The sequence below is a fragment of the Gilliamella sp. M0320 genome, assembly GCF_016101635.1.
Classification (GTDB): domain Bacteria; phylum Pseudomonadota; class Gammaproteobacteria; order Enterobacterales; family Orbaceae; genus Gilliamella; species Gilliamella apis.
The window spans coordinates 66,374-86,183 of record NZ_JACFQD010000008.1 but is presented as its reverse complement, the minus strand read 5'-3'; the positions used below and the strand labels follow the sequence as shown (position 1 = coordinate 86,183).

Annotated in this window: 18 protein-coding genes; 9 read left to right on the top strand and 9 right to left on the bottom strand. The window is 36.0% G+C overall.

The annotated features are described in order from the left end of the window. Positions 1 to 89: 89 nt before the first annotated feature. The 7 genes from rpoB to pgk form a co-directional block, all read right to left on the bottom strand. Complete coding sequence (rpoB, locus tag H3T83_RS10240; RefSeq protein ID WP_086320893.1) at positions 90 to 4,118, bottom strand: DNA-directed RNA polymerase subunit beta; 4,029 nt, start codon at positions 4,116 to 4,118, stop codon at positions 90 to 92. A 243-nt stretch (positions 4,119 to 4,361) separates the two neighbouring features. Next, on the bottom strand, positions 4,362 to 4,730 hold the full coding sequence (gene rplL / locus H3T83_RS10235; RefSeq protein ID WP_034901671.1) for a 50S ribosomal protein L7/L12: 369 nt from the start codon (positions 4,728 to 4,730) through the stop codon (positions 4,362 to 4,364). A gap of 58 nt (positions 4,731 to 4,788) precedes the next feature. After that, complete coding sequence (gene rplJ / locus H3T83_RS10230) at positions 4,789 to 5,286, bottom strand: 50S ribosomal protein L10 (protein ID WP_034901673.1); 498 nt, start codon at positions 5,284 to 5,286, stop codon at positions 4,789 to 4,791. A 223-nt stretch (positions 5,287 to 5,509) separates the two neighbouring features. Then, positions 5,510 to 6,211, bottom strand: coding sequence for a 50S ribosomal protein L1 (gene rplA, locus H3T83_RS10225; protein ID WP_034901675.1), 702 nt, complete (start codon positions 6,209 to 6,211; stop codon positions 5,510 to 5,512). 3 nt (positions 6,212 to 6,214) lie between these two features. Then, entirely contained in the window at positions 6,215 to 6,643 is a 429-nt protein-coding gene (gene rplK, locus H3T83_RS10220) for a 50S ribosomal protein L11 (RefSeq protein WP_034884321.1), read from the bottom strand. A 196-nt stretch (positions 6,644 to 6,839) separates the two neighbouring features. Next, entirely contained in the window at positions 6,840 to 7,919 is a 1,080-nt protein-coding gene (fbaA, locus tag H3T83_RS10215) for a class II fructose-bisphosphate aldolase (protein WP_065578362.1), read from the bottom strand. Positions 7,920 to 7,995: 76 nt separating this feature from the next. Beyond that, positions 7,996 to 9,159, bottom strand: a complete 1,164-nt coding sequence (gene pgk / locus H3T83_RS10210; RefSeq protein ID WP_198215694.1) for a phosphoglycerate kinase — start codon at positions 9,157 to 9,159, stop codon at positions 7,996 to 7,998. Positions 9,160 to 9,388: 229 nt separating this feature from the next. Between pgk and rpsT the strand changes: the two genes are divergently transcribed. From rpsT to dtd, 4 genes are all read left to right on the top strand, one after another. Continuing rightward, positions 9,389 to 9,652, top strand: coding sequence for a 30S ribosomal protein S20 (rpsT, locus tag H3T83_RS10205; protein ID WP_034901681.1), 264 nt, complete (start codon positions 9,389 to 9,391; stop codon positions 9,650 to 9,652). Between the two features lie 117 nt (positions 9,653 to 9,769). Beyond that, positions 9,770 to 10,354, top strand: a complete 585-nt coding sequence (locus H3T83_RS10200; protein WP_065578364.1) for an SPOR domain-containing protein — start codon at positions 9,770 to 9,772, stop codon at positions 10,352 to 10,354. A gap of 13 nt (positions 10,355 to 10,367) precedes the next feature. Next, the gene (locus H3T83_RS10195; protein WP_086320892.1) at positions 10,368 to 11,210 is read left to right on the top strand and encodes a virulence factor BrkB family protein; all 843 of its coding nucleotides are present in this window, start codon (positions 10,368 to 10,370) and stop codon (positions 11,208 to 11,210) included. 7 nt (positions 11,211 to 11,217) lie between these two features. After that, entirely contained in the window at positions 11,218 to 11,652 is a 435-nt protein-coding gene (gene dtd / locus H3T83_RS10190; RefSeq protein ID WP_198215693.1) for a D-aminoacyl-tRNA deacylase, read from the top strand. Between the two features lie 54 nt (positions 11,653 to 11,706). On the opposite strand, the gene H3T83_RS10185 is transcribed toward dtd, so the two are convergent. After that, a complete protein-coding gene (locus tag H3T83_RS10185) occupies positions 11,707 to 13,074 on the bottom strand; it encodes a histidine-type phosphatase (protein ID WP_198215692.1) in 1,368 nt (455 codons plus the stop codon). A gap of 187 nt (positions 13,075 to 13,261) precedes the next feature. Between H3T83_RS10185 and dauA the strand changes: the two genes are divergently transcribed. Both dauA and H3T83_RS10175 read left to right on the top strand, forming a co-directional pair. After that, complete coding sequence (dauA, locus tag H3T83_RS10180; RefSeq protein WP_198215691.1) at positions 13,262 to 14,935, top strand: C4-dicarboxylic acid transporter DauA; 1,674 nt, start codon at positions 13,262 to 13,264, stop codon at positions 14,933 to 14,935. A 195-nt stretch (positions 14,936 to 15,130) separates the two neighbouring features. Next, the gene (locus H3T83_RS10175) at positions 15,131 to 15,676 is read left to right on the top strand and encodes an HdeD family acid-resistance protein (protein ID WP_198201746.1); all 546 of its coding nucleotides are present in this window, start codon (positions 15,131 to 15,133) and stop codon (positions 15,674 to 15,676) included. A 90-nt stretch (positions 15,677 to 15,766) separates the two neighbouring features. Here the strand turns inward: H3T83_RS10175 and rsgA are convergent, their stop codons facing one another. Then, positions 15,767 to 16,792 carry a small ribosomal subunit biogenesis GTPase RsgA gene (gene rsgA / locus H3T83_RS10170; protein WP_198215690.1) on the bottom strand — a complete coding sequence of 342 codons (1,026 nt, stop codon included), beginning with the start codon at positions 16,790 to 16,792 and terminating at the stop codon, positions 15,767 to 15,769. Between the two features lie 80 nt (positions 16,793 to 16,872). Between rsgA and orn the strand changes: the two genes are divergently transcribed. Genes orn through hemH form a run of 3 tightly spaced genes read left to right on the top strand, consistent with a single transcriptional unit; the run spans position 16,873 to position 19,700 of the window. Continuing rightward, the gene (gene orn, locus H3T83_RS10165; RefSeq protein ID WP_034883923.1) at positions 16,873 to 17,439 is read left to right on the top strand and encodes an oligoribonuclease; all 567 of its coding nucleotides are present in this window, start codon (positions 16,873 to 16,875) and stop codon (positions 17,437 to 17,439) included. A 2-nt stretch (positions 17,440 to 17,441) separates the two neighbouring features. Continuing rightward, the gene (gene waaA, locus H3T83_RS10160; RefSeq protein ID WP_232351155.1) at positions 17,442 to 18,713 is read left to right on the top strand and encodes a lipid IV(A) 3-deoxy-D-manno-octulosonic acid transferase; all 1,272 of its coding nucleotides are present in this window, start codon (positions 17,442 to 17,444) and stop codon (positions 18,711 to 18,713) included. A gap of 9 nt (positions 18,714 to 18,722) precedes the next feature. After that, a complete protein-coding gene (gene hemH / locus H3T83_RS10155; RefSeq protein ID WP_198215689.1) occupies positions 18,723 to 19,700 on the top strand; it encodes a ferrochelatase in 978 nt (325 codons plus the stop codon). The last annotated feature ends 110 nt before the right edge of the window (positions 19,701 to 19,810 follow it).

The following is a 19,810-nucleotide window of genomic DNA, read 5'->3' as shown; positions in this document are numbered from 1 at the left end:
TTGACTCCTATGGAGTTAAATCAATTAGATAACTTATCATTACTGATAAGTTATCCCTTATAAATAGAAATCATTTTAGCTAGCTAAGATTACTCTTCATCTAACTCGATATTAATACCTAACGAACGAATCTCTTTTAACAATACATTAAATGATTCTGGGATCGCAGGTTCCATACGATGATCACCATCTACAATATTTTTATACATCTTAGTACGACCGTTCACATCATCTGATTTAACAGTTAACATTTCTTGTAAGGTATAAGCTGCACCATATGCTTCAAGTGCCCACACTTCCATCTCACCGAAACGTTGACCACCAAATTGAGCTTTACCACCCAACGGTTGCTGTGTAACCAAACTATATGAGCCTGTAGAACGAGCATGCATCTTATCATCAACTAAGTGATTCAATTTCAACATGTACATATAACCTACAGTTACTGGACGTTCAAATTGCTCACCGGTACGACCATCAAACAAGGTAATTTGACCTGAAGTTGGTAAATCACCGAGCTCAAGTAATGCTTTAATTTCTTGCTCTTTTGCACCATCAAATACTGGTGTTGCAAGTGGCATACCATTACGTAAATTTTGCGCCAATGTCATCACTTCTTGATCGGTAAATTCAGCAACATTGACTTTTTGCGCTGCACCTAAACCAAGGTCATAAGCTTTTTGGATAAAATCACGTAATTTAGCTAACTCTTGCTGTTCTTTTAGCATAGCATCGATCTTTTGACCAATACCTTTCGCCGCCATACCTAAGTGAGTTTCTAAAATCTGACCAATATTCATACGTGAAGGAACACCTAGCGGATTCAATACGATATCAACTGGACGTCCTTTATCATCATATGGCATATCTTCAATTGGGTTGATTTTAGAGATAACCCCTTTGTTACCATGACGACCCGCCATCTTATCACCAGGCTGAATTTGACGTTTAACCGCTAAGTAAACTTTAACAATTTTCAGCACACCAGGTTGTAAATCATCACCTTGAGTGATCTTCATACGTTTAGCTTCAAGTTTTTTGTTAAACTCAGCTTTAATTTCATCATGCTGTTCAGCAAGTTGCTCTAATTGCGCTTGTTTGCTCTCATTAGCAATACCAATAGTTAACCATTTTTCACGTGGTAAGGCATCTAATTTGTCGGCTTTAATACCGCCAGAAATTAATACATCACGAATACGAGCAAATAACGCTGCTTCAAGGATTTTAAGCTCTTCGGTTAAGTCTTTGCGAACTTGTTTAAGTTGCATCTCTTCAATTTCAAGTGCACGTTTATCTTTTTGTACACCATCACGAGTAAAGACTTGAACATCAATAACTGTACCTGAAACACCATTTGGTACACGAAGTGAAGTATCCTTAACATCTGACGCTTTTTCACCAAAAATAGCGCGTAGTAATTTTTCTTCTGGTGTTAATTGTGTTTCACCTTTTGGTGTTACTTTACCAACCAGAATATCGCCACCTTTAACTTCAGCACCAATATAAACAATACCTGATTCATCTAGTTTAGAAAGAGCCGCTTCACCCACATTTGGAATATCTGCGGTAATTTCTTCTGCACCTAGTTTAGTATCACGAGATACACAAGATAATTCTTGAATATGAATCGAAGTGAAACGGTCATCTTGTACCACTTTTTCAGAAACTAAAATAGAATCCTCAAAGTTATAACCATTCCATGGCATGAATGCCACACGCATGTTTTGACCTAAAGCTAACTCACCTAAGTCAGTTGATGGACCGTCAGCAAGGACATCACCACGCTCAACTTTTTCACCTAATTCCACACATGGAATTTGGTTAATACAAGTATTTTGGTTTGAACGGGTATATTTAGTTAAATTATAAATATCAATCCCTGTTTCACCAGCATACATTTCATCATCGTTAACATTAATTACGATGCGTGAAGCATCAACATATTGTACTGTACCACCACGACGAGCAACTGCAGTTACACCTGAGTCAACTGCTACTGCACGTTCCATACCAGTACCAACAAATGGTTTTTCTGCTTTTAACGTTGGTACCGCTTGACGTTGCATGTTTGCACCCATCAATGCACGGTTAGCATCATCATGTTCTAAGAATGGAATTAATGAAGCACCAACCGATACGATTTGTTGTGTTGATACGTCCATATAATGGACTTGTTCAGGGCTATATAAACCAGACTCACCATTTAAACGACAAGTCACTAAATCTTCTTTAAAACGACCATCGTCATCAAGATTTGAGTTAGCCTGAGCAATAACAAATTCACTTTCGTCGATTGCTGATAAATAGTTAATTTCATCAGTTACCACACCATCAACCACTCGGCGATATGGAGTCTCAAGGAATCCATACTCATTAGTACGAGAATATACCGCTAATGAGTTAATCAAACCGATGTTTGGACCTTCCGGTGTTTCAATCGGACATACACGACCATAATGGGTAGGATGTACGTCACGTACTTCGAATCCGGCACGTTCACGGGTTAAACCACCAGGACCTAATGCTGAAATACGACGTTTGTGAGTAATTTCAGATAATGGATTGTTTTGATCCATAAACTGAGATAACTGGCTAGAACCAAAGAATTCACGAATTGCCGCAGAAATTGGTTTAGCATTAATCATATCTTGTGGCATTAATGATTCAAGATCGCCTAGTGATAAGCGTTCTTTTACCGCACGTTCTACACGAACTAAACCAATACGGAATTGGTTTTCAGCCATTTCACCAACACTACGGATACGACGGTTACCTAAGTGATCGATATCATCGACTTCACCATGACCATTACGAATGCTGATCAATTTCTTCATTACATCAACGATATCAGTTTTAGTTAAGACACTTTCGCCTTCAATATCGTCACGTCCTAAAGAACGATTAAACTTCATACGACCTACTGCTGATAAGTCATAACGCTCATCAGAGAAGAATAAGTTATCAAATAAAGCTTCAGCTGCTTCTTTTGTTGGTGGCTCACCAGGACGCATCATTCGATAAATTTCAACTAATGCACCTAGTCGATCTCGAGTAGAGTCAACATTTAAGGTTTCAGAAATAAATGCACCATGATCTAAATCATTAGTGAATAATGTTTCAATTTTCTTATAGCCTGCATTAGTTAATTCAAGCAATAGTTCTAATGAAATTGGTGTATTAGCAAAAGCAACAACTTCACCAGTTTCTTGATTCACATAATCTTTCGCTAATACTTTATTAACAATATATTCAACTGGAACATCGATCTTAGTTACTTTATCTTTTTCAAGCTCACGAATATGACGAGCTGTAATACGACGACCTTTCTCTGCGTAAACTTTGCCTTTTGATTCAATATCAAATAACGCTGTTTCACCACGTAAACGCTCTGGTACAAGATCCATTTTTAATTTTGATTTGCCCACTTCGAAAATAGTTTTTTCGAAGAACATATCTAAAATTTCTTCAGTTTCATAACCTAACGCACGCAAAATGATTGTTGCAGGAAGTTTACGACGACGGTCAATACGAGCAAAAAGATTATCTTTTGGATCAAATTCGAAATCAAGCCAAGAGCCACGATAAGGAATAATCCGAGCATTATATAAAACTTTACCAGAAGAGTGTGTTTTACCTTTATCACTATCAAAGAACACACCTGGACTACGGTGTAATTGTGAAACGATAACACGCTCTGTACCGTTAATCACAAACGTACCATTGTCAGTCATTAAAGGAATTTCGCCCATGTAGACGTCTTGCTCTTTAATATCTTTAACTGTTCCTTCTGGCGCATCTTTATCATAAATAACTAAACGTAATTTAACGCGCAATGGTGCTGAGTAAGTGATCCCTCTAATTTGACATTCTTTTACATCAAATACAGGTTCGCCCATCTTAAAGCTCACGTATTGTAACTCAGCGCTACCACTATAACTTTTTATCGGAAATATTGAACGAAAAGCGGCTTCTAAACCATATTGACCTTCAGGGTCTTGCTCAATAAACTTCTGGAACGAATCAAGTTGAATAGAAAGAAGATACGGTATATCCAAGACTTGTGGACGCTTACCAAAATTCTTACGAATTCGTTTTTTCTCGGTATAAGAGTAAACCATTAGTTCCTCAACTTGCTTATCTGCTATTTTAGCATGATTAAATATTCATCAGGGTACTACGAAATAATAACGCCTGACACCTCATCGAAAATATCTATAAATATCAAATGATTAGGCTTAATAAATATATTATTTCTTTATTACTTTTTATTGATAATCTTCAAATAAAATTCTTTGACTTATTACAGCGCAAAAAGGCTGGAGGTATAAAACCCCCAGCCAGTTAGCTTGTTATCGATAAACTTACTTAAGTTCGACAACTGCACCAGATTCTTCAAGTGCCTTTTTAAGTTCATCTGCGTCAGCTTTACTAACACCTTCTTTAACAGTTGCTGGAGCTGATTCAACAAGGTCTTTAGCTTCTTTTAAGCCTAAACCAGTTGCACCACGAACTGCTTTGATAACAGCTACTTTGTTAGCACCAACATCTTTTAAGATTACATCAAATTCAGATTTTTCTTCTGCTGCTTCAGCTGGACCCGCTGCTGCAACTGCTACAGCTGCTGCTGCAGAAACGCCAAATTTTTCTTCCATCATAGATACAAGTTCAACAACATCCATTACAGACATTTCAGCAACTGCATCTAAAATTTGTTCTTTAGTGATAGACATAATATAGTTTCCCAAATTTACATTTTTTTAATTAATAAAATTCACAATCATACCGCAATTAAGCAGCTTGTTTTTGATCGCGAACCGCTGCAAGAGTACGAACCAATTTGCCAGCTGCGGCTTCTTTCATGGTTGACATCAAGCGAGCTAATGCTTCTTCATAAGTAGGTAATGTTGCTAAGCGATCAATGTTCGCTGCAGTAATCAACTCACCTTCAAAGGCTGCGGCTTTAATCTCAAAATTATCATTTTCTTTTGCAAACGCTTTAAAAATACGCGCTGCAGCACCTGGGTGCTCATTTGAAAACGCAATTAGAGTTGGACCAACAAACGTATCTTTTAAACACTCGTATTGAGTTCCCTCAACAACACGGCGTAATAAGGTGTTACGAACAACACGCATATAAACACCAGCTTCACGAGCAGATTTACGTAATGCAGTCATTTTTTCTACAGTTACGCCACGAGAATCAGCAACAACTGCAGATAGCGCACCTTTGGCTATTTCATTAACTTCAGCAACAATTTCTTGTTTATTTTGAAGATTTAGTGCCATTGGTATTGCTCCTGGATTAAACTAGGCAAAGCCTAGAATTACTTTAACTAACTACAAATGTAGCTAGCACAATCACGATGAGCAGAATTCCTGTATTATATCTTATCAGGTTCTGTCACCGTCTACGTAGGAAAATTAAGTAATTAAATATCAATTACACCTACGGTCTTGGACGGGGTCTGGTTAAGGCCAGACACCAACCGATTCTTTGTTTAATTGTTAATTAAACAGATGCATTTAAAGTTGCTTGATCGATAGCAACACCAGCGCCCATTGTAGTAGAAAGACTAACTTTTTTCACAAATACACCTTTTGAAGATGCTGGTTTTGCACGTTTTAAAGCAACAAGTAATGCTTCTAAATTCTCTTTAAGTTTATCTGCATCAAAATCAGCTTTACCGATAGTAGTATGGATAATACCATTTTTATCATTACGGTAACGGATTTGACCTGCTTTAGCATTTTTAACAGCTTCAGCAACGTTAGGTGTTACAGTACCAACTTTAGGGTTTGGCATTAAGCCACGAGGTCCTAAAATTTGACCTAATTGACCAACAACACGCATTGCGTCTGGAGATGCGATAACAACGTCAAAGTTCATTTCGCCTTTTTTGATTTGATCTGCTAGATCATCCATACCAACTAATTCAGCACCAGCTTCTTTAGCAGCATCAGCGTTTGCACCTTGAGTAAATACAGCAACACGAACACTACGTCCTGTACCATGTGGAAGAACGATAGCACCACGTACATTTTGATCTGATTTACGTGAGTCGATACCTAAATTAACAGCAACATCAACGCTTTCAGTGAATTTAGCTGTAGCAAGTTCTTTTAATAAAGCGACTGCTTCATTGATATCATATAGTTTAGTTGCGTTTACTTTTTCGCGGATAAGTTTAGCTTTCTTAGATAATTTAGCCATGAATTAACCCTCCACTTCCAAGCCCATTGAACGTGCAGTTCCTTCGATAGAACGCATCATCGTTTCAATGGTTGCACCATTCATATCAGCAGCTTTTAATTCAGCGATTTCGCGAATTTGAGCGCTAGTTACTTTACCGACTTTTTTCTTATTCGGTTCACCAGAACCAGACTTGATTTTAGCGGCTTTCTTTAATAATACAGCGGCTGGAGGAGTCTTAGTTACAAAAGTGAATGAACGGTCAGAATATACAGTAATAACTACAGGAATAGGTAAACCTTTTTCCATGCTTTCTGTTTTAGCGTTAAATGCTTTACAGAATTCCATAATATTCACACCGTGTTGACCAAGTGCTGGACCAACTGGTGGACTAGGATTTGCTGCACCAGCTGCAACTTGCAACTTGATGTAGGCTTGTACTTTTTTTGCCATTTTAGTTTCCTTTTCTCGGGTGCAAACGCTTCTATTAATAATAGCTATTAATAAATAGACAGCTCCCCTAAGTTAAATGAGGGCGAAATTATCCTATAACTAATACAAAAATGCAACATTTATTTGTTGAAGAATAAAACAAAAGCAGAGTTTATTGCTCTGCTTCTTTATATACAATAAAAAATATTAGAAAATTTTACAGTACGTCAATAGCGTTAAGTTCTTTAAATGCAAGTTCTAAACGAGCAACTAAAGATTCTTGTCCTTTACGTAACCATACACGTGGATCGTAATATTTTTTATTCGGCGCATCAACACCTTCAGGGTTACCTAATTGACCTTGAAGATAAGCTTCGTTTGCTTTGTAGTAATCTAAAATACCAGCCCAGTTTGCCCATTGAGTATCAGTATCGATATTCATTTTAACAACACCATAGCTAACTGCTTCAGCAATTTCTTCTTGTGTTGAACCTGAACCACCATGGAAAACGAAGTTTAATGATTTAGCTGGTAAATTGAATTTCTCAGATACATATTTTTGAGAATTATCTAAAATTTTTGGCGTTAATTTCACGTTACCTGGTTTGTAAACACCGTGAACATTACCGAATGATGCAGCAATAGTAAAACGTGGGCTAATTTCGCTTAAACGTTCATAAGCATAAGCAACATCTTCTGGTTGTGTATACAATGCAGAACTATCCATATGACTATTATCTACGCCGTCTTCTTCACCACCAGTACAACCTAATTCTAACTCTAATGTCATTTTCATCGCAGACATACGAGCAAGATATTGACAACAAATATCAATATTATCTTTTAATGTTTCTTCGGAAAGATCGATCATATGAGAAGAGAATAAAGGTTTACCTGTTTTAGCAAAGTGAGCTTCACCAGCGTCAAGTAATCCATCAACCCATGGAAGAAGTTTTTTAGCACAGTGGTCAGTATGAAGAATAACTGGCACACCATATTTTTCAGCCATTAGGTGAACATGTTTAGCACCTGAAACCGCACCTAAAACAGCCGCTTCTTGTCCATCTAATTTTAAGCCTTTACCAGCGATAAATTGAGCACCGCCATTAGAGAATTGAACGATAACAGCAGAACCAACTTTAGCGGCAGTTTCAATTACTGCGTTAATTGTATTTGTATCAACACAGTTAACAGCAGGTAAAGCAAAATTATTCTCACGCGCGATTTGAAAAACTTTTTGAACATCATCACCAGTAACAACACCAGGTTTAACGACATCAGAAATCTTTGTAGCCATTTTAATTCCTATAGATTTATTTATATAAAAAGTAAAGGATGAGTAATTGGCTCATCCTTATTATCGAAATAGAATATTAAGCTTTTGCTCTCTCTTCTAACATTGCAACAGCTGGTAGTTTTTTACCTTCAACAAATTCAAGGAATGCTCCACCACCAGTAGAAATATAAGAAATTTTATCTTCAATACCAAATAAGTCAATTGCAGCTAATGTATCACCACCACCAGCGATTGAGAATCCTTGGCTATCAGCAATTGCTTTAGCAACAATTTCAGTACCACGACGGAAATTAGGGAACTCAAACACACCGACAGGGCCATTCCATAAAATGGTTTTTGCTTTTTTGATAATATCAGCTAACGCTTCTGCTGACTCATCACCTAAATCAAGGATTTGTTCATTTTCTTTCACATCTTTAACTGATTTTTCAGTTGCCGTTGCTGTTTCGCTAAATTCTGTTGCTACACGAACGTCAGTTGGAACTGGAATATGACAATTAGCCATTAATTTTTTCGCTTCAGGAATTAAATCAGCTTCATAAAGTGATTTACCTACATTATAGCCTTCAGCTGCGATAAAGGTATTAGCGATACCACCACCAACAATAATTTGATCAGCGATTTTTGATAAAGAATCAAGAACTGTTAATTTAGTTGATACTTTAGAACCAGCAACAATCGCAACCATCGGACGGGCTGGATTATCAAGTGCTTTACCTAATGCATCAAGTTCAGCAGCTAATAATGGACCTGCACAAGCAACTGGAGCAAACTTACCAGCACCGTGAGTTGAAGCTTGAGCACGGTGAGCAGTACCAAACGCATCCATTACATAAATGTCGCAAAGAGCCGCATATTTTTTAGATAAAGTTTCATCATCTTTACCTTCACCAACATTAAAACGTACGTTTTCAAGAACGACAAGTTCACCTTCGTTAACATCAACACCATCAAGGTAATCTTTAACTAAACGAACAGGGAAAGAAACATGTTCTTTTAAGTAATCAACCACAGGTTGTAAAGAGAACTCTGGGTTATATTCGCCTTCAGTTGGTCGGCCAATATGAGAAGTAACCATTACTTTAGCACCTTTTTTAATGGCTTCTTCAATAGTAGGTAATGATGCTTTGATTCGCGCATCTGAAGTAACCTTACCATTTTTAACAGGCACATTAAGATCTGAGCGAATAAATAAACGTTTCCCTTTTAGATCAAGATTTTGCATTCTAATGATAGACATGAGACTTCCTCTTATAAATATAAAAACAATAAAATTTTTGCTATTCTAACATAAAATTTCTAATTAGGTTACAATCAATATCGGTTATATAGTAAACATTACTCGAAATTTGTGCTTTGTACTTTTTATAGTAAATTTTTTTATGTAACAGCATTGACAATGGAAAGAAAATCAGGCATATTTCCCCGCCTTATTAATATGTATTTTTATTTAAACTTGGGAGTTGACTTTGGCTAATATCAAATCAGCTAAAAAGCGTGCGGTTCAATCCGAAAAACGTCGTAAACATAATGCTAGTAACCGTTCAATGATGCGTACTTATGTTAAAAAAGTTTACGCAGCTGTTGCAGCTGGTGATAAACAAACAGCTGAAGTAGCATTCAAAGACATGCAAGCAGTTGTTGACCGTCAAGCGGCTCGTGGTCTAATCCACAGAAACAAAGCTGCACGTCATAAAGCGAATTTAATTAAACAGATTAAAGCACTAGCTTAATGTTCTAATCTGTTGACAATAGAGTTAAAGAAAATTGAAAAAAAGTGGTGTAAGCCACTTTTTTTATTTATATACTGTTATTTCAATTTATATGAATGAAAGAAAAGAGAGCATATTGTGGTTCAACGTGATTATGTAAGAAAAAAGAGCCAATCAAAATCAAAAGCTAAAAAGAATAAGTCACGAATATTACCATCGTTAATGATAGTTCTTGCAGTTATCATTATTGTTTTGTTTTCTGCTATTTTATATTTACTATCAACAAATCACCCAGAAAAACCTATTGAGCGACCAAAAGTAAAAACTGAGTCGCCGGTAGCAACTTTACCTGAACAACCACAAGAACGTTGGACCTATCTTAAAGAATTAGAAACACCGAACGCGAGTAGTGATACTAATTCCACTGCAAGTGAAAGGCAACAAATATTAGATAGTTTTATCAATAATTCTTCTACAACACCAACTACATCAACCAATACTGAAAATAATAAATGGTTACTACAGTGCGGTGCATTTAAAGAAAAAACAAATGCAGACACATTAAAAGCATCTCTAGCTATGACTGGTATTAGTGGTAATATAACCTCCAGTCAACAGTTATATCGAGTTACTGTTGGCCCATATACAAATAAAACTGATGCACAAAAAATATTAAACACATTAAAAGGTAACGGGATCAATAATTGCATTCTTTCTAACTAAATGAAGGTATATTATGAATATACTTAAGCATATGCAGTCATTTTTAGTAATGTTGTGGGCTCGAATAAATCATGATAGATTAACTACTTCAGCAGCAGAACTAGCTTACACAACTATACTTGCATTAGTCCCCCTGATAACGGTAATTTTTGCATTACTCTCAGCCTTTCCTATGTTTGACGAGGTGAGTCAATCATTAAAGCAACTCATTTATAGTAATCTCGTTCCAACTGCTAGTGATACTATCCAAAATTATCTTGAGCAATTTATCGCCAATACCAGAAAAATGACCTTGGTCGGAATTATCGGCTTAATAGTGACATCATTATTACTTATTAACTCTATTAATAACGCACTTAATCGTATCTGGCGAACTAAGCGGAAACGTTCGTTCATGTACAACTTAACTATGTATTGGACCATTTTGACTTTAGGCCCTATTTTAGTTGGTTCAAGTGTTGCTGTAAGCTCTTATATATTTTCACTAAAATGGTTATCCGATGCAGCCAGCGGTGATGTACTACTAAGTACCTTACCATTTATTATATCTATTGTCGGATTTTGGTTACTTTACAGTATTATACCTACCGAATCGGTACCATTTAAAGAAGCCTTAATTGGCGCATTAGTCGCAGCGATATTATTTGAAATTGGTAAACGTGCTTTTGCGCTGTACGTGACATCATTTCCTACTTATCAACTTATTTATGGTGTAGTATCCTCAATTCCTATTATGTTAGTTTGGATATATTGTTCTTGGTGTATTGTCTTATTTGGCGCCGAATTTGCTGCAACACTCACCGACTATAATAGACATAACAAAATGCATCTAAAACATTCATCCCAATCGGAGTAATATAAAAATGATTGCCTTAATCCAACGAGTAAAACACGCTTCAGTTTCTGTAAATAACCAAATTATTGGTGAAATAGATCAGGGATTATTAGTTTTACTTGGTGTTGAACAAGGCGATAATGAACAAAAAGCGATCCGTTTAAGTGAAAAAGTACTTGGCTATCGTATTTTCAGTGACAATGATGGCAAGATGAACCTCAATGTTCAACAAATTAATGGCAAACTATTGGTTGTTTCTCAGTTTACACTAGCCGCTGATACTCAAAAAGGTATGCGGCCAAGTTTTACAAAAGGGGCTTCGCCAGATATGGCCAATGAGCTTTACCAATTTTTTGTCAAACAGTGCCAACAGCATATTGAAACACAAACAGGGCAATTTGCAGCCGATATGCAAGTATCACTGATTAATGACGGCCCAGCAACATTTTGGCTACAAGTTTAACTATGCGGTCTTAAAGGAAAGATATTCTAAATTTTTTAAGTAAATATAACGTATTTATTTAATTTTATTTAGCCATTTTAATACCACTCCTTGGTCGGTAAGCCCCCAGTTATTTAATTTATTTTTATAGAACTTCTTCAATTCGTCCCATTGATAATAAGGGTAATCGTTGGTTTTTAAAGGTAAATGGACTTCTCGCTCATTTAACATGACTTTAACCAATATAGGCTGATCAGCTTGTTCACTTTTATAAAAAATCCATTGAATATTTGCTGCCATTGGAATAATTTTGTCGGCTTGCCAAACGGAAGGATAATCACTTACTGGATTAGCTACTATATTGGTACCTTCAATTTCCATCAATGTTGCTAACGGAGATACAGTTTCGGCATGAGCAAAGCGCAAATTGGCATCAATATTATTATTAGCTATCGCACTATCAGCTGTTTTTAACATATCTAATAATAATGGTGCAGCAATCTTAATTTGGATACCATTACTATCAAAAGCAGGACCAATTTGTAAATAATTTTTTGCGGTGACGACAGTGCTAAACCATAATAGCTGATCTTTGGTGAAGTAACCGCTAAAATCAAGATGATTGTCGGCTAATAATGGTGGTGAAAAGGATAATAATTCTTGATAAAGTTGATAAACAGCAAGCACAAAATTTTGCGTTTTAACTATAGAATTTTCTGATAGCGAGATACCATTATTCAATTGATGAATAAAATTAGATGTAAAGATCAGCCTTGCGATATTTTCACTCATTTCTATTGATTTAGGGGCATTTTCTAATGATTTTAGCGTATTTTTAATTATTTTATTTTTCTTATATTTAGCATAAGCAGGCGAATATTCGAAAAAACGTAACAACGTTTGCTGATCTTCTGGTTGTTGATGAACGTTTAGATTAGGATATTTGGTTTTGAATGTATTAATAAAGATTTCAGCCGTTTCTTTAGCCCGTGGAGAAGTTGATGAAATAACCGCTATTTTTTGACCTTTAAACACTGTTGGATTATTGTTTAACATCCGTTGACTAATTAAACTTATATCTTTTCGACCAAGATCACTAAGTTCACCATAATGATCTTTATTAAGTTCTTTAATAGTAGTAATTTGCGTTAATAATAATTTCCCTTTTTCAGTTAATTGATTATTTTTTTCCGCCAATACTAAAATTTTATAAGCAATATCTTCATATTTAGCTTTGCTGATATAACGGGAACCATGGCGACCAATATGATCAATATAAAATGCTTGATAACCAGCTGGTACAGCAGTTGGTTGTTTAACATAGTGATACGCGGTCTTTGAGCCTGATGTCATCATTGTTGCCAAACTGAGGGGGGAAAATATCAGCAATAAAATTGCGACGATTAAAAACTGGATAAAAAAAGAGTGTTTTATAAAAGACATAATGACTCCTACCTATAATCAACAATATAAGTGGAAAATATGAGTGCTTTTTTGATCATTGTATACTATTAATGACATAATTTAACTGAAAATCATGTAATTATTTTAATAACACTCTTTCAATTTTTAAAAAAAAGATTATCTTATTAGCTACTTTTTATAACTCATTTAATTGATTTAAAACATAATGAAATTATATGGCCTTTCTGGTACTAAAATTAGCTGTGCGTTTATATCAGCCTGCATAACTACTCCATACAACACAACGCGTTTTCTTAAAGATCTCATTGCCGGAATAACCGTTGGTATTATCGCTATTCCGCTGGCTATGGCGTTAGCTATTGCGAGTGGTGTTGCACCTCAGCATGGCCTATATACTGCGATTATTGCTGGTTTCGTGATAGCACTGACAGGCGGTTCTCGTTTCAGCGTTTCCGGTCCAACAGCAGCTTTTGTGGTAATTTTATATCCGGTTTCAATACAATTTGGTTTATCCGGACTGTTAATTGCCACCCTACTTTCTGGAGTTTTTTTGATATTAATGGGTGTGATTCGTTTAGGGCGATTGATTGAATACATTCCACTACCGGTGGTATTAGGTTTTACCTCTGGTATTGCAATAACAATTGCAACGATGCAAATTAAAGACTTTTTTGGTTTAACACTGGAACATATGCCGGAAAACTACATCAATAAAGTTATTGAACTAGTGAGGAAGTTGCCAACAATTAATATCGCAGATACATCAGTAGGATTAATAACACTTATTGTGCTAATTGTTTGGCCAAAATTTCGAATGAAAATTTCTGGCCATTTACCAGCATTAGTCGCGGGTGTATTAATAATGTTAATCTTCAATCAATTTGGCTATCAAATAGAAACAATTGGCTCACGATTCACTTATACATTAGCCGATAACACTGTTGGACATGGTATTCCACCAGTTTTACCAGAATTTATCTTACCATGGGAACATGCTGGTTTTACTTGGGATTGGACAACATTCAGTGCGTTAATTCCAATCTCAATCACTATGGCAATGTTATGTGCTATTGAATCACTACTTTGTGCTGTAGTTTTAGATGAAATGACACATACTAAACATCATTCTAATAGTGAATTGATTGGCCAAGGTCTAGGTAATATCATTGCGCCATTTTTTGGTGGAATTTCAGCAACAGCAGCTATTGCACGATCAGCAGCAAATGTAAAAGCTGGGGCAACTTCCCCCATTGCTGCGGTATTGCATGCGTTAATTGTTTTATTGGCACTCATCTGTTTTGCGCCATTATTATCTTTTATTCCATTATCTGCAATGGCAGCATTATTATTAATTGTTGCATGGAATATGAGTGCCGTGCAGAGAGTTATTTATATCATCAAACGTGCCCCTAAAGATGATATTATAATTATGCTTATTTGCATGTCACTGACTGTATTATTTGATATGGTTATCGCTATAACAATTGGTATTGTATTAGCTTCTATCTTATTTATGCGTCGCATTGCAAGAATGACTCGTTTGGTCGAATTAAGTCAAGGAAATGAGAAAACATTAGTACTACGTATTAGTGGTCCATTGTTTTTTGCCGCTGCTGAGCGTACCTTTTTAGAGTTATACCAAAAAATTAATGGTTATCAACACATTGTTCTTCAGTGGGATGCAGTACCTATTCTTGATGCTGGTGGCTTAAATGCGCTTATTCACTTCATTGATGAATTACCTGCACAGGTGGAGCTCTCAATTTGTGAATTACAATTTCAACCATTAAAAACTTTAGCCCGAGCAAAAATTGTACCAATTCCAAACAAATTAATGTTTTATTCAACTTTAGATGAAGCACTGAAAGATAAAATTTAAGTGCGAAATTCGTTTTATTATATTGCTTAAATATTATACTTAGTGAAAATATAGCCTCTGATTTTCACTAAGTATTTTGCATCACCTATATACCTTGCCCTTTTCTAAAATAATATAAGTAAAAGTTAACTTTGCAAGATAGTATTTGTTTAATTGTTTAATTCTTTACATTAACAACAAAAATAGGAAATTAATATGACAACTAATAAAAACACTATTCAAGATGTTAAACATAAAGCGAATTGGTTTATTGTAATTGGTGTGATTTTGATTGTTCTCGGTTGCTTGGCATTGGGTTATCAATTCATGGCTACCGTTTTTTCTGTTTATTTTATCGGGTCACTGCTATTAATTGCAGGCATCATTCAAGTTGTACATGCATTTAATATCAAAGGTTTTGGCCAAACTGCCTTATGGGCAATCATGGGGATTTTATATATCTTTATTGGTGGGATGGCTTTTTTCCAACCGATTGCCGTTTCATCAGCACTAACTTTACTGATTTCATTATTATTGACTATTAGTGGATTTAGCCAAATTTTTGCTGCGATGAGTAATCGCAATATCCCTCGTTGGGGATGGGTAGTCTTTTCGGGAATTATTAACATCATTTTAGGGCTAATGCTAATTGCTGGTTGGCCATATGATAGTGTTTGGGTATTAGGAATGTTTTTAGGTATCGATCTAGTTTTCCAAGGTTTTGCCTATATTGCTATTGGTTTCGCATTAAAAAATCACTAAATAGCGATAGTTTATTTTATTGCTCACAACACTACTTGTGAGCAATATTCGGCAACATATCAAAAATAAAAATCTGCTAATTATTAATGGCTATTTATAACTCTTATTGGTTTTCGCTTTAACCTCACGCATTGATTGCAAAATTCGATGATAATTATCTAATCTTGATGGAGCGATTGCTCCTTCTGATACCGCTTTTTGCAATAGACACCCTGGTGTATCTAAGTGATTGCAATCCCTAAATTGGCAACCTCCTAAATAATCATCAAATTCAACAAAACCACCAATAACTTGCTCTGGCTCTAAATGCCATAAACCGAATTCTCGAATTCCCGGCGAATCAATAATATCACCACCATTAGGTAAATGGTAAAGTCGAGTTGAAGTTGTGGTATGTTGACCAAGGCCTGATATCTCAGACACCTCACCAGTTAACGTCGATTGATCATGAGGTAATAGCAGATTAATAATACTTGATTTACCCACACCAGATTGGCCAACCAATATAGATATTTTGTCATCCAGTACCTTTTGTAAAGGTTCTATACCCTGCTGTGATAGACATGAAACATATAAAACTTGATAACCAATTTTAGTGTAAATTTGTAACTGCTGCTCAATTTCCTGTTTTTTGTGCTCATCAAGCAAATCGATTTTATTCAAAACAATAATCGGTGTGATATTGGTTGCTTCACAAGCAACTAAATAGCGATCGATGATATTAAACGATAATTCCGGTAATACGGCTGAAATAATAACAATTTGATCAACATTTGCTGCAACAGGCTTAACCCCATCATAAAAATCAGGTCGCACTAATTCAGAATGGCGCGGATGAACAGCTTCAATAATACCATTAGTATTTGGTTCTAAACTTTCACGCCACAATACTTTATCGCCGGTCACTAATGATGGTAAAGTACGACGAATACTACATCGGTAGATGTTGCCAGCATTATCTTCAACATCCGCTGATTTGCCAAAGCGACTCACCACCACACCATCACGAGGCGCAGAAAAATTAGCCAGATTGTCATCTAACTTGGTTTCTAAACGCTGTTGATGCTTAGCGGCCATACGCCTTTGTTGATTTTTTGAGAGTTGATTTTTCGCCACAGTAACTAATTTTTTGCTCAAACAGTTTGGTACTTATGCTACACTACTCGGTATTAAAAAGAAAATTTATCTCGAAAATTATGACGACACAAGTAAATATAAACAGTAGTAATCTTATCTGGATTGACCTAGAAATGACAGGTCTTGATCCAAATAGCGATCGGATTATCGAAATCGCTACCATCGTAACTGATTCTAATTTAAATATCCTCGCTGAAGGCCCAGTCATTGCTATCCATCAATCAGATGAACAACTTGCGCTTATGGATGATTGGAATCAAAGAACGCATGGCAAATCCGGATTAATTGATCGTGTGCGTCAAAGTACCATTTGCGAACAACAAGCTGAACAACAAACCATTGAATTTTTAAAACAATGGGTGCCGGAAAACAGTTCACCAATCTGTGGTAATACCATTGGTCAAGATCGCCGTTTTCTATTTAACTATATGCCAAATTTAGAAAAATATTTTCATTATCGATATTTAGATGTCAGTACGATTAAGGAATTAGCCAGACGCTGGAAACCAGAAATATTAAAAGGTATCAGTAAACAGAGTTCTCACCAAGCGTTGGATGATATTCGTGATTCAATTGCCGAATTAGTTTATTACCGACAACACTTTTTTAATCTAACTAATGAATGATCATGAGTATTGTATATACGATCTTACTTTATTTAATTCAACCACTAGTCTGGCTGAGATTACTTTGGCGTAGCCGTAAAGCGCCAGACTACCGTAAACGTTGGTTAGAACGTTATGGATTTTGCAAAAATAAAGTCAAATCAGGTGGGATTTTAGTACATGCGGTTTCTGTCGGCGAAACGTTAGCCGCAATTCCATTGATTAAAGCGCTGCAAAGCCAATATCCACAGTTACCGATTACGGTGACGACCATGACACCCACTGGCTCTAAACAAGTTAAATCAATACTCAAAGAGAGTGTTAGTCATGTCTACTTGCCTTATGATCTGCCTTGTGCAATACATCGCTTTCTAAAAACAGTTCAGCCCAAATTAGTCATAATTATGGAAACAGAGCTTTGGCCAAACTTAATTAGCCAATGTTATAGCAAAAAAATTCCATTGATCATTGCTAATGCCCGCTTATCTGAACGTTCAGCCAGAAGATACCATAAACTAGGACAAGCGATTAGTAAACTATTAGCTAAAATCAGCACGGTTGCCGCCCAAAATAGACAAGACGGTGATAGATTTATCTCATTGGGTCTACCGGCAGATCATTTAGCGGTAACGGGTAGTATTAAGTTTGATATTGAACTCACGGCCAAGCAACAACAGAATCTTGCGCAGTTAAAACAGCAATGGCAATTACATCGACCAGTACTAATCGCTGCCAGCACGCATTCAGGTGAAGATGAAATCATTTTATCAGCATTTCAACAGCTTCTTAAAAATCATAGCAACTTATTACTTATTTTAGTCCCTCGTCACCCTGAACGTTTTAAAACCGTTGAAAAACTAATTGCCGATAATGGCTTGAATTATATTACACGCAGTAGCAAACAAAACCCTACAGATCAGACACAAGTGATTTTGGGTGATACCATGGGAGAATTACTGGAACTTTATGGTTTGGCTAATATTGCTTTTGTTGGCGGTAGTTTAATTGAACATGGCGGACATAACCCCCTGGAACCGGCTCTACACCATATTCCTATTATAAGCGGTACACATTTTTTTAACTTTAAAGTTATTGGTGAACAGTTAATTGAAGCTAATGGCATGCTGATATGTGATAGTTCTGCTGATTCGCTCTATTCCACCATTAATAGCTTATTAAATGATGAAAGTCGTTGTCAGCAAATTGGCGAAAATGCCTATCAAGTTTTAAAAAATAACCAAGGTGCACTAAATCGCCTTCTTGAGGTTATCCATCACTATCTTGAAAAATCATAAGGATGGCTTGTGAATAAAAAACAGGGGTTATTGCTAGTTAATTTAGGCACACCAAGTGCCGTAACACCAATGGCGATTCGTTGTTACTTGACCGAGTTTTTACTCGATCGCCATGTTGTCGACCTGCCTGCTTTTATTTGGCATCCAATTTTAAAATACCTCGTACTGCCTAAACGTGTCCCCTATATCATCAACCATTATCAAAAGATATGGAGAGAGGGTGAATCACCATTACTCCATTACAGTAAACGCTTGATCAATCAATTACAACCCGCATTACCAGATATGCAATGCGAATTAGCCATGACCTATGGGGAACCGAACTTACTGTCGGCGCTAAATAATTTAAAATCATGTGAAAAAGTCACTTTATTACCGTTATTTCCGCAATATTCGACCACCACAACTCAAGCGGTATTAGCTAAAGTAAAGCAACTTATTGCTGACAATAATATCAAAATTAATCTTAGCTATATTCGTGATTATGCCGACCACCCAAATTATATTGATGCACTTTATTGGCAAGTTCAGCAAGCGTTTTCAACCCAAGGGCAACCGGATGTATTACTCCTTTCTTACCATGGTATTCCTCAACGCTATATTGATAAACGCCAAGACGACTATGTGCAAAGATGCCAGTTAACCACTAAATTATTGACAGACAAATGCCAAGCAAATGGCATCGACTTACCAATAATAATGGCTTATCAATCAAAGTTTGGTAAAGGGAAATGGGTTGAACCCAACACCAGCGATATATTAGCAAACTTGGCTAAAACCGGTACTGAACATGTGCAGGTTATCTGTCCAGGTTTTTCGGCAGATTGCATTGAAACGCTTTATGAAATTGACGAACAAAATCGAGAAATATTTTTAAATGCTGGTGGTAAACTGTTTTATTATATCCCAGCCCTAAACGATACACCATTACAGGTTAAATTAATCAAAAATATAGTTGAAAAAACCCCTTTCCTCAAAAAATTTTAACTGATTAAGATTTATTTTTAACAAAAATCAAATCTTATCGGCACAACTTTAAATTGATTAATATTAAAGCTAAATAACCAACTAATCTAACTAGTGTGATTAACCTGTGT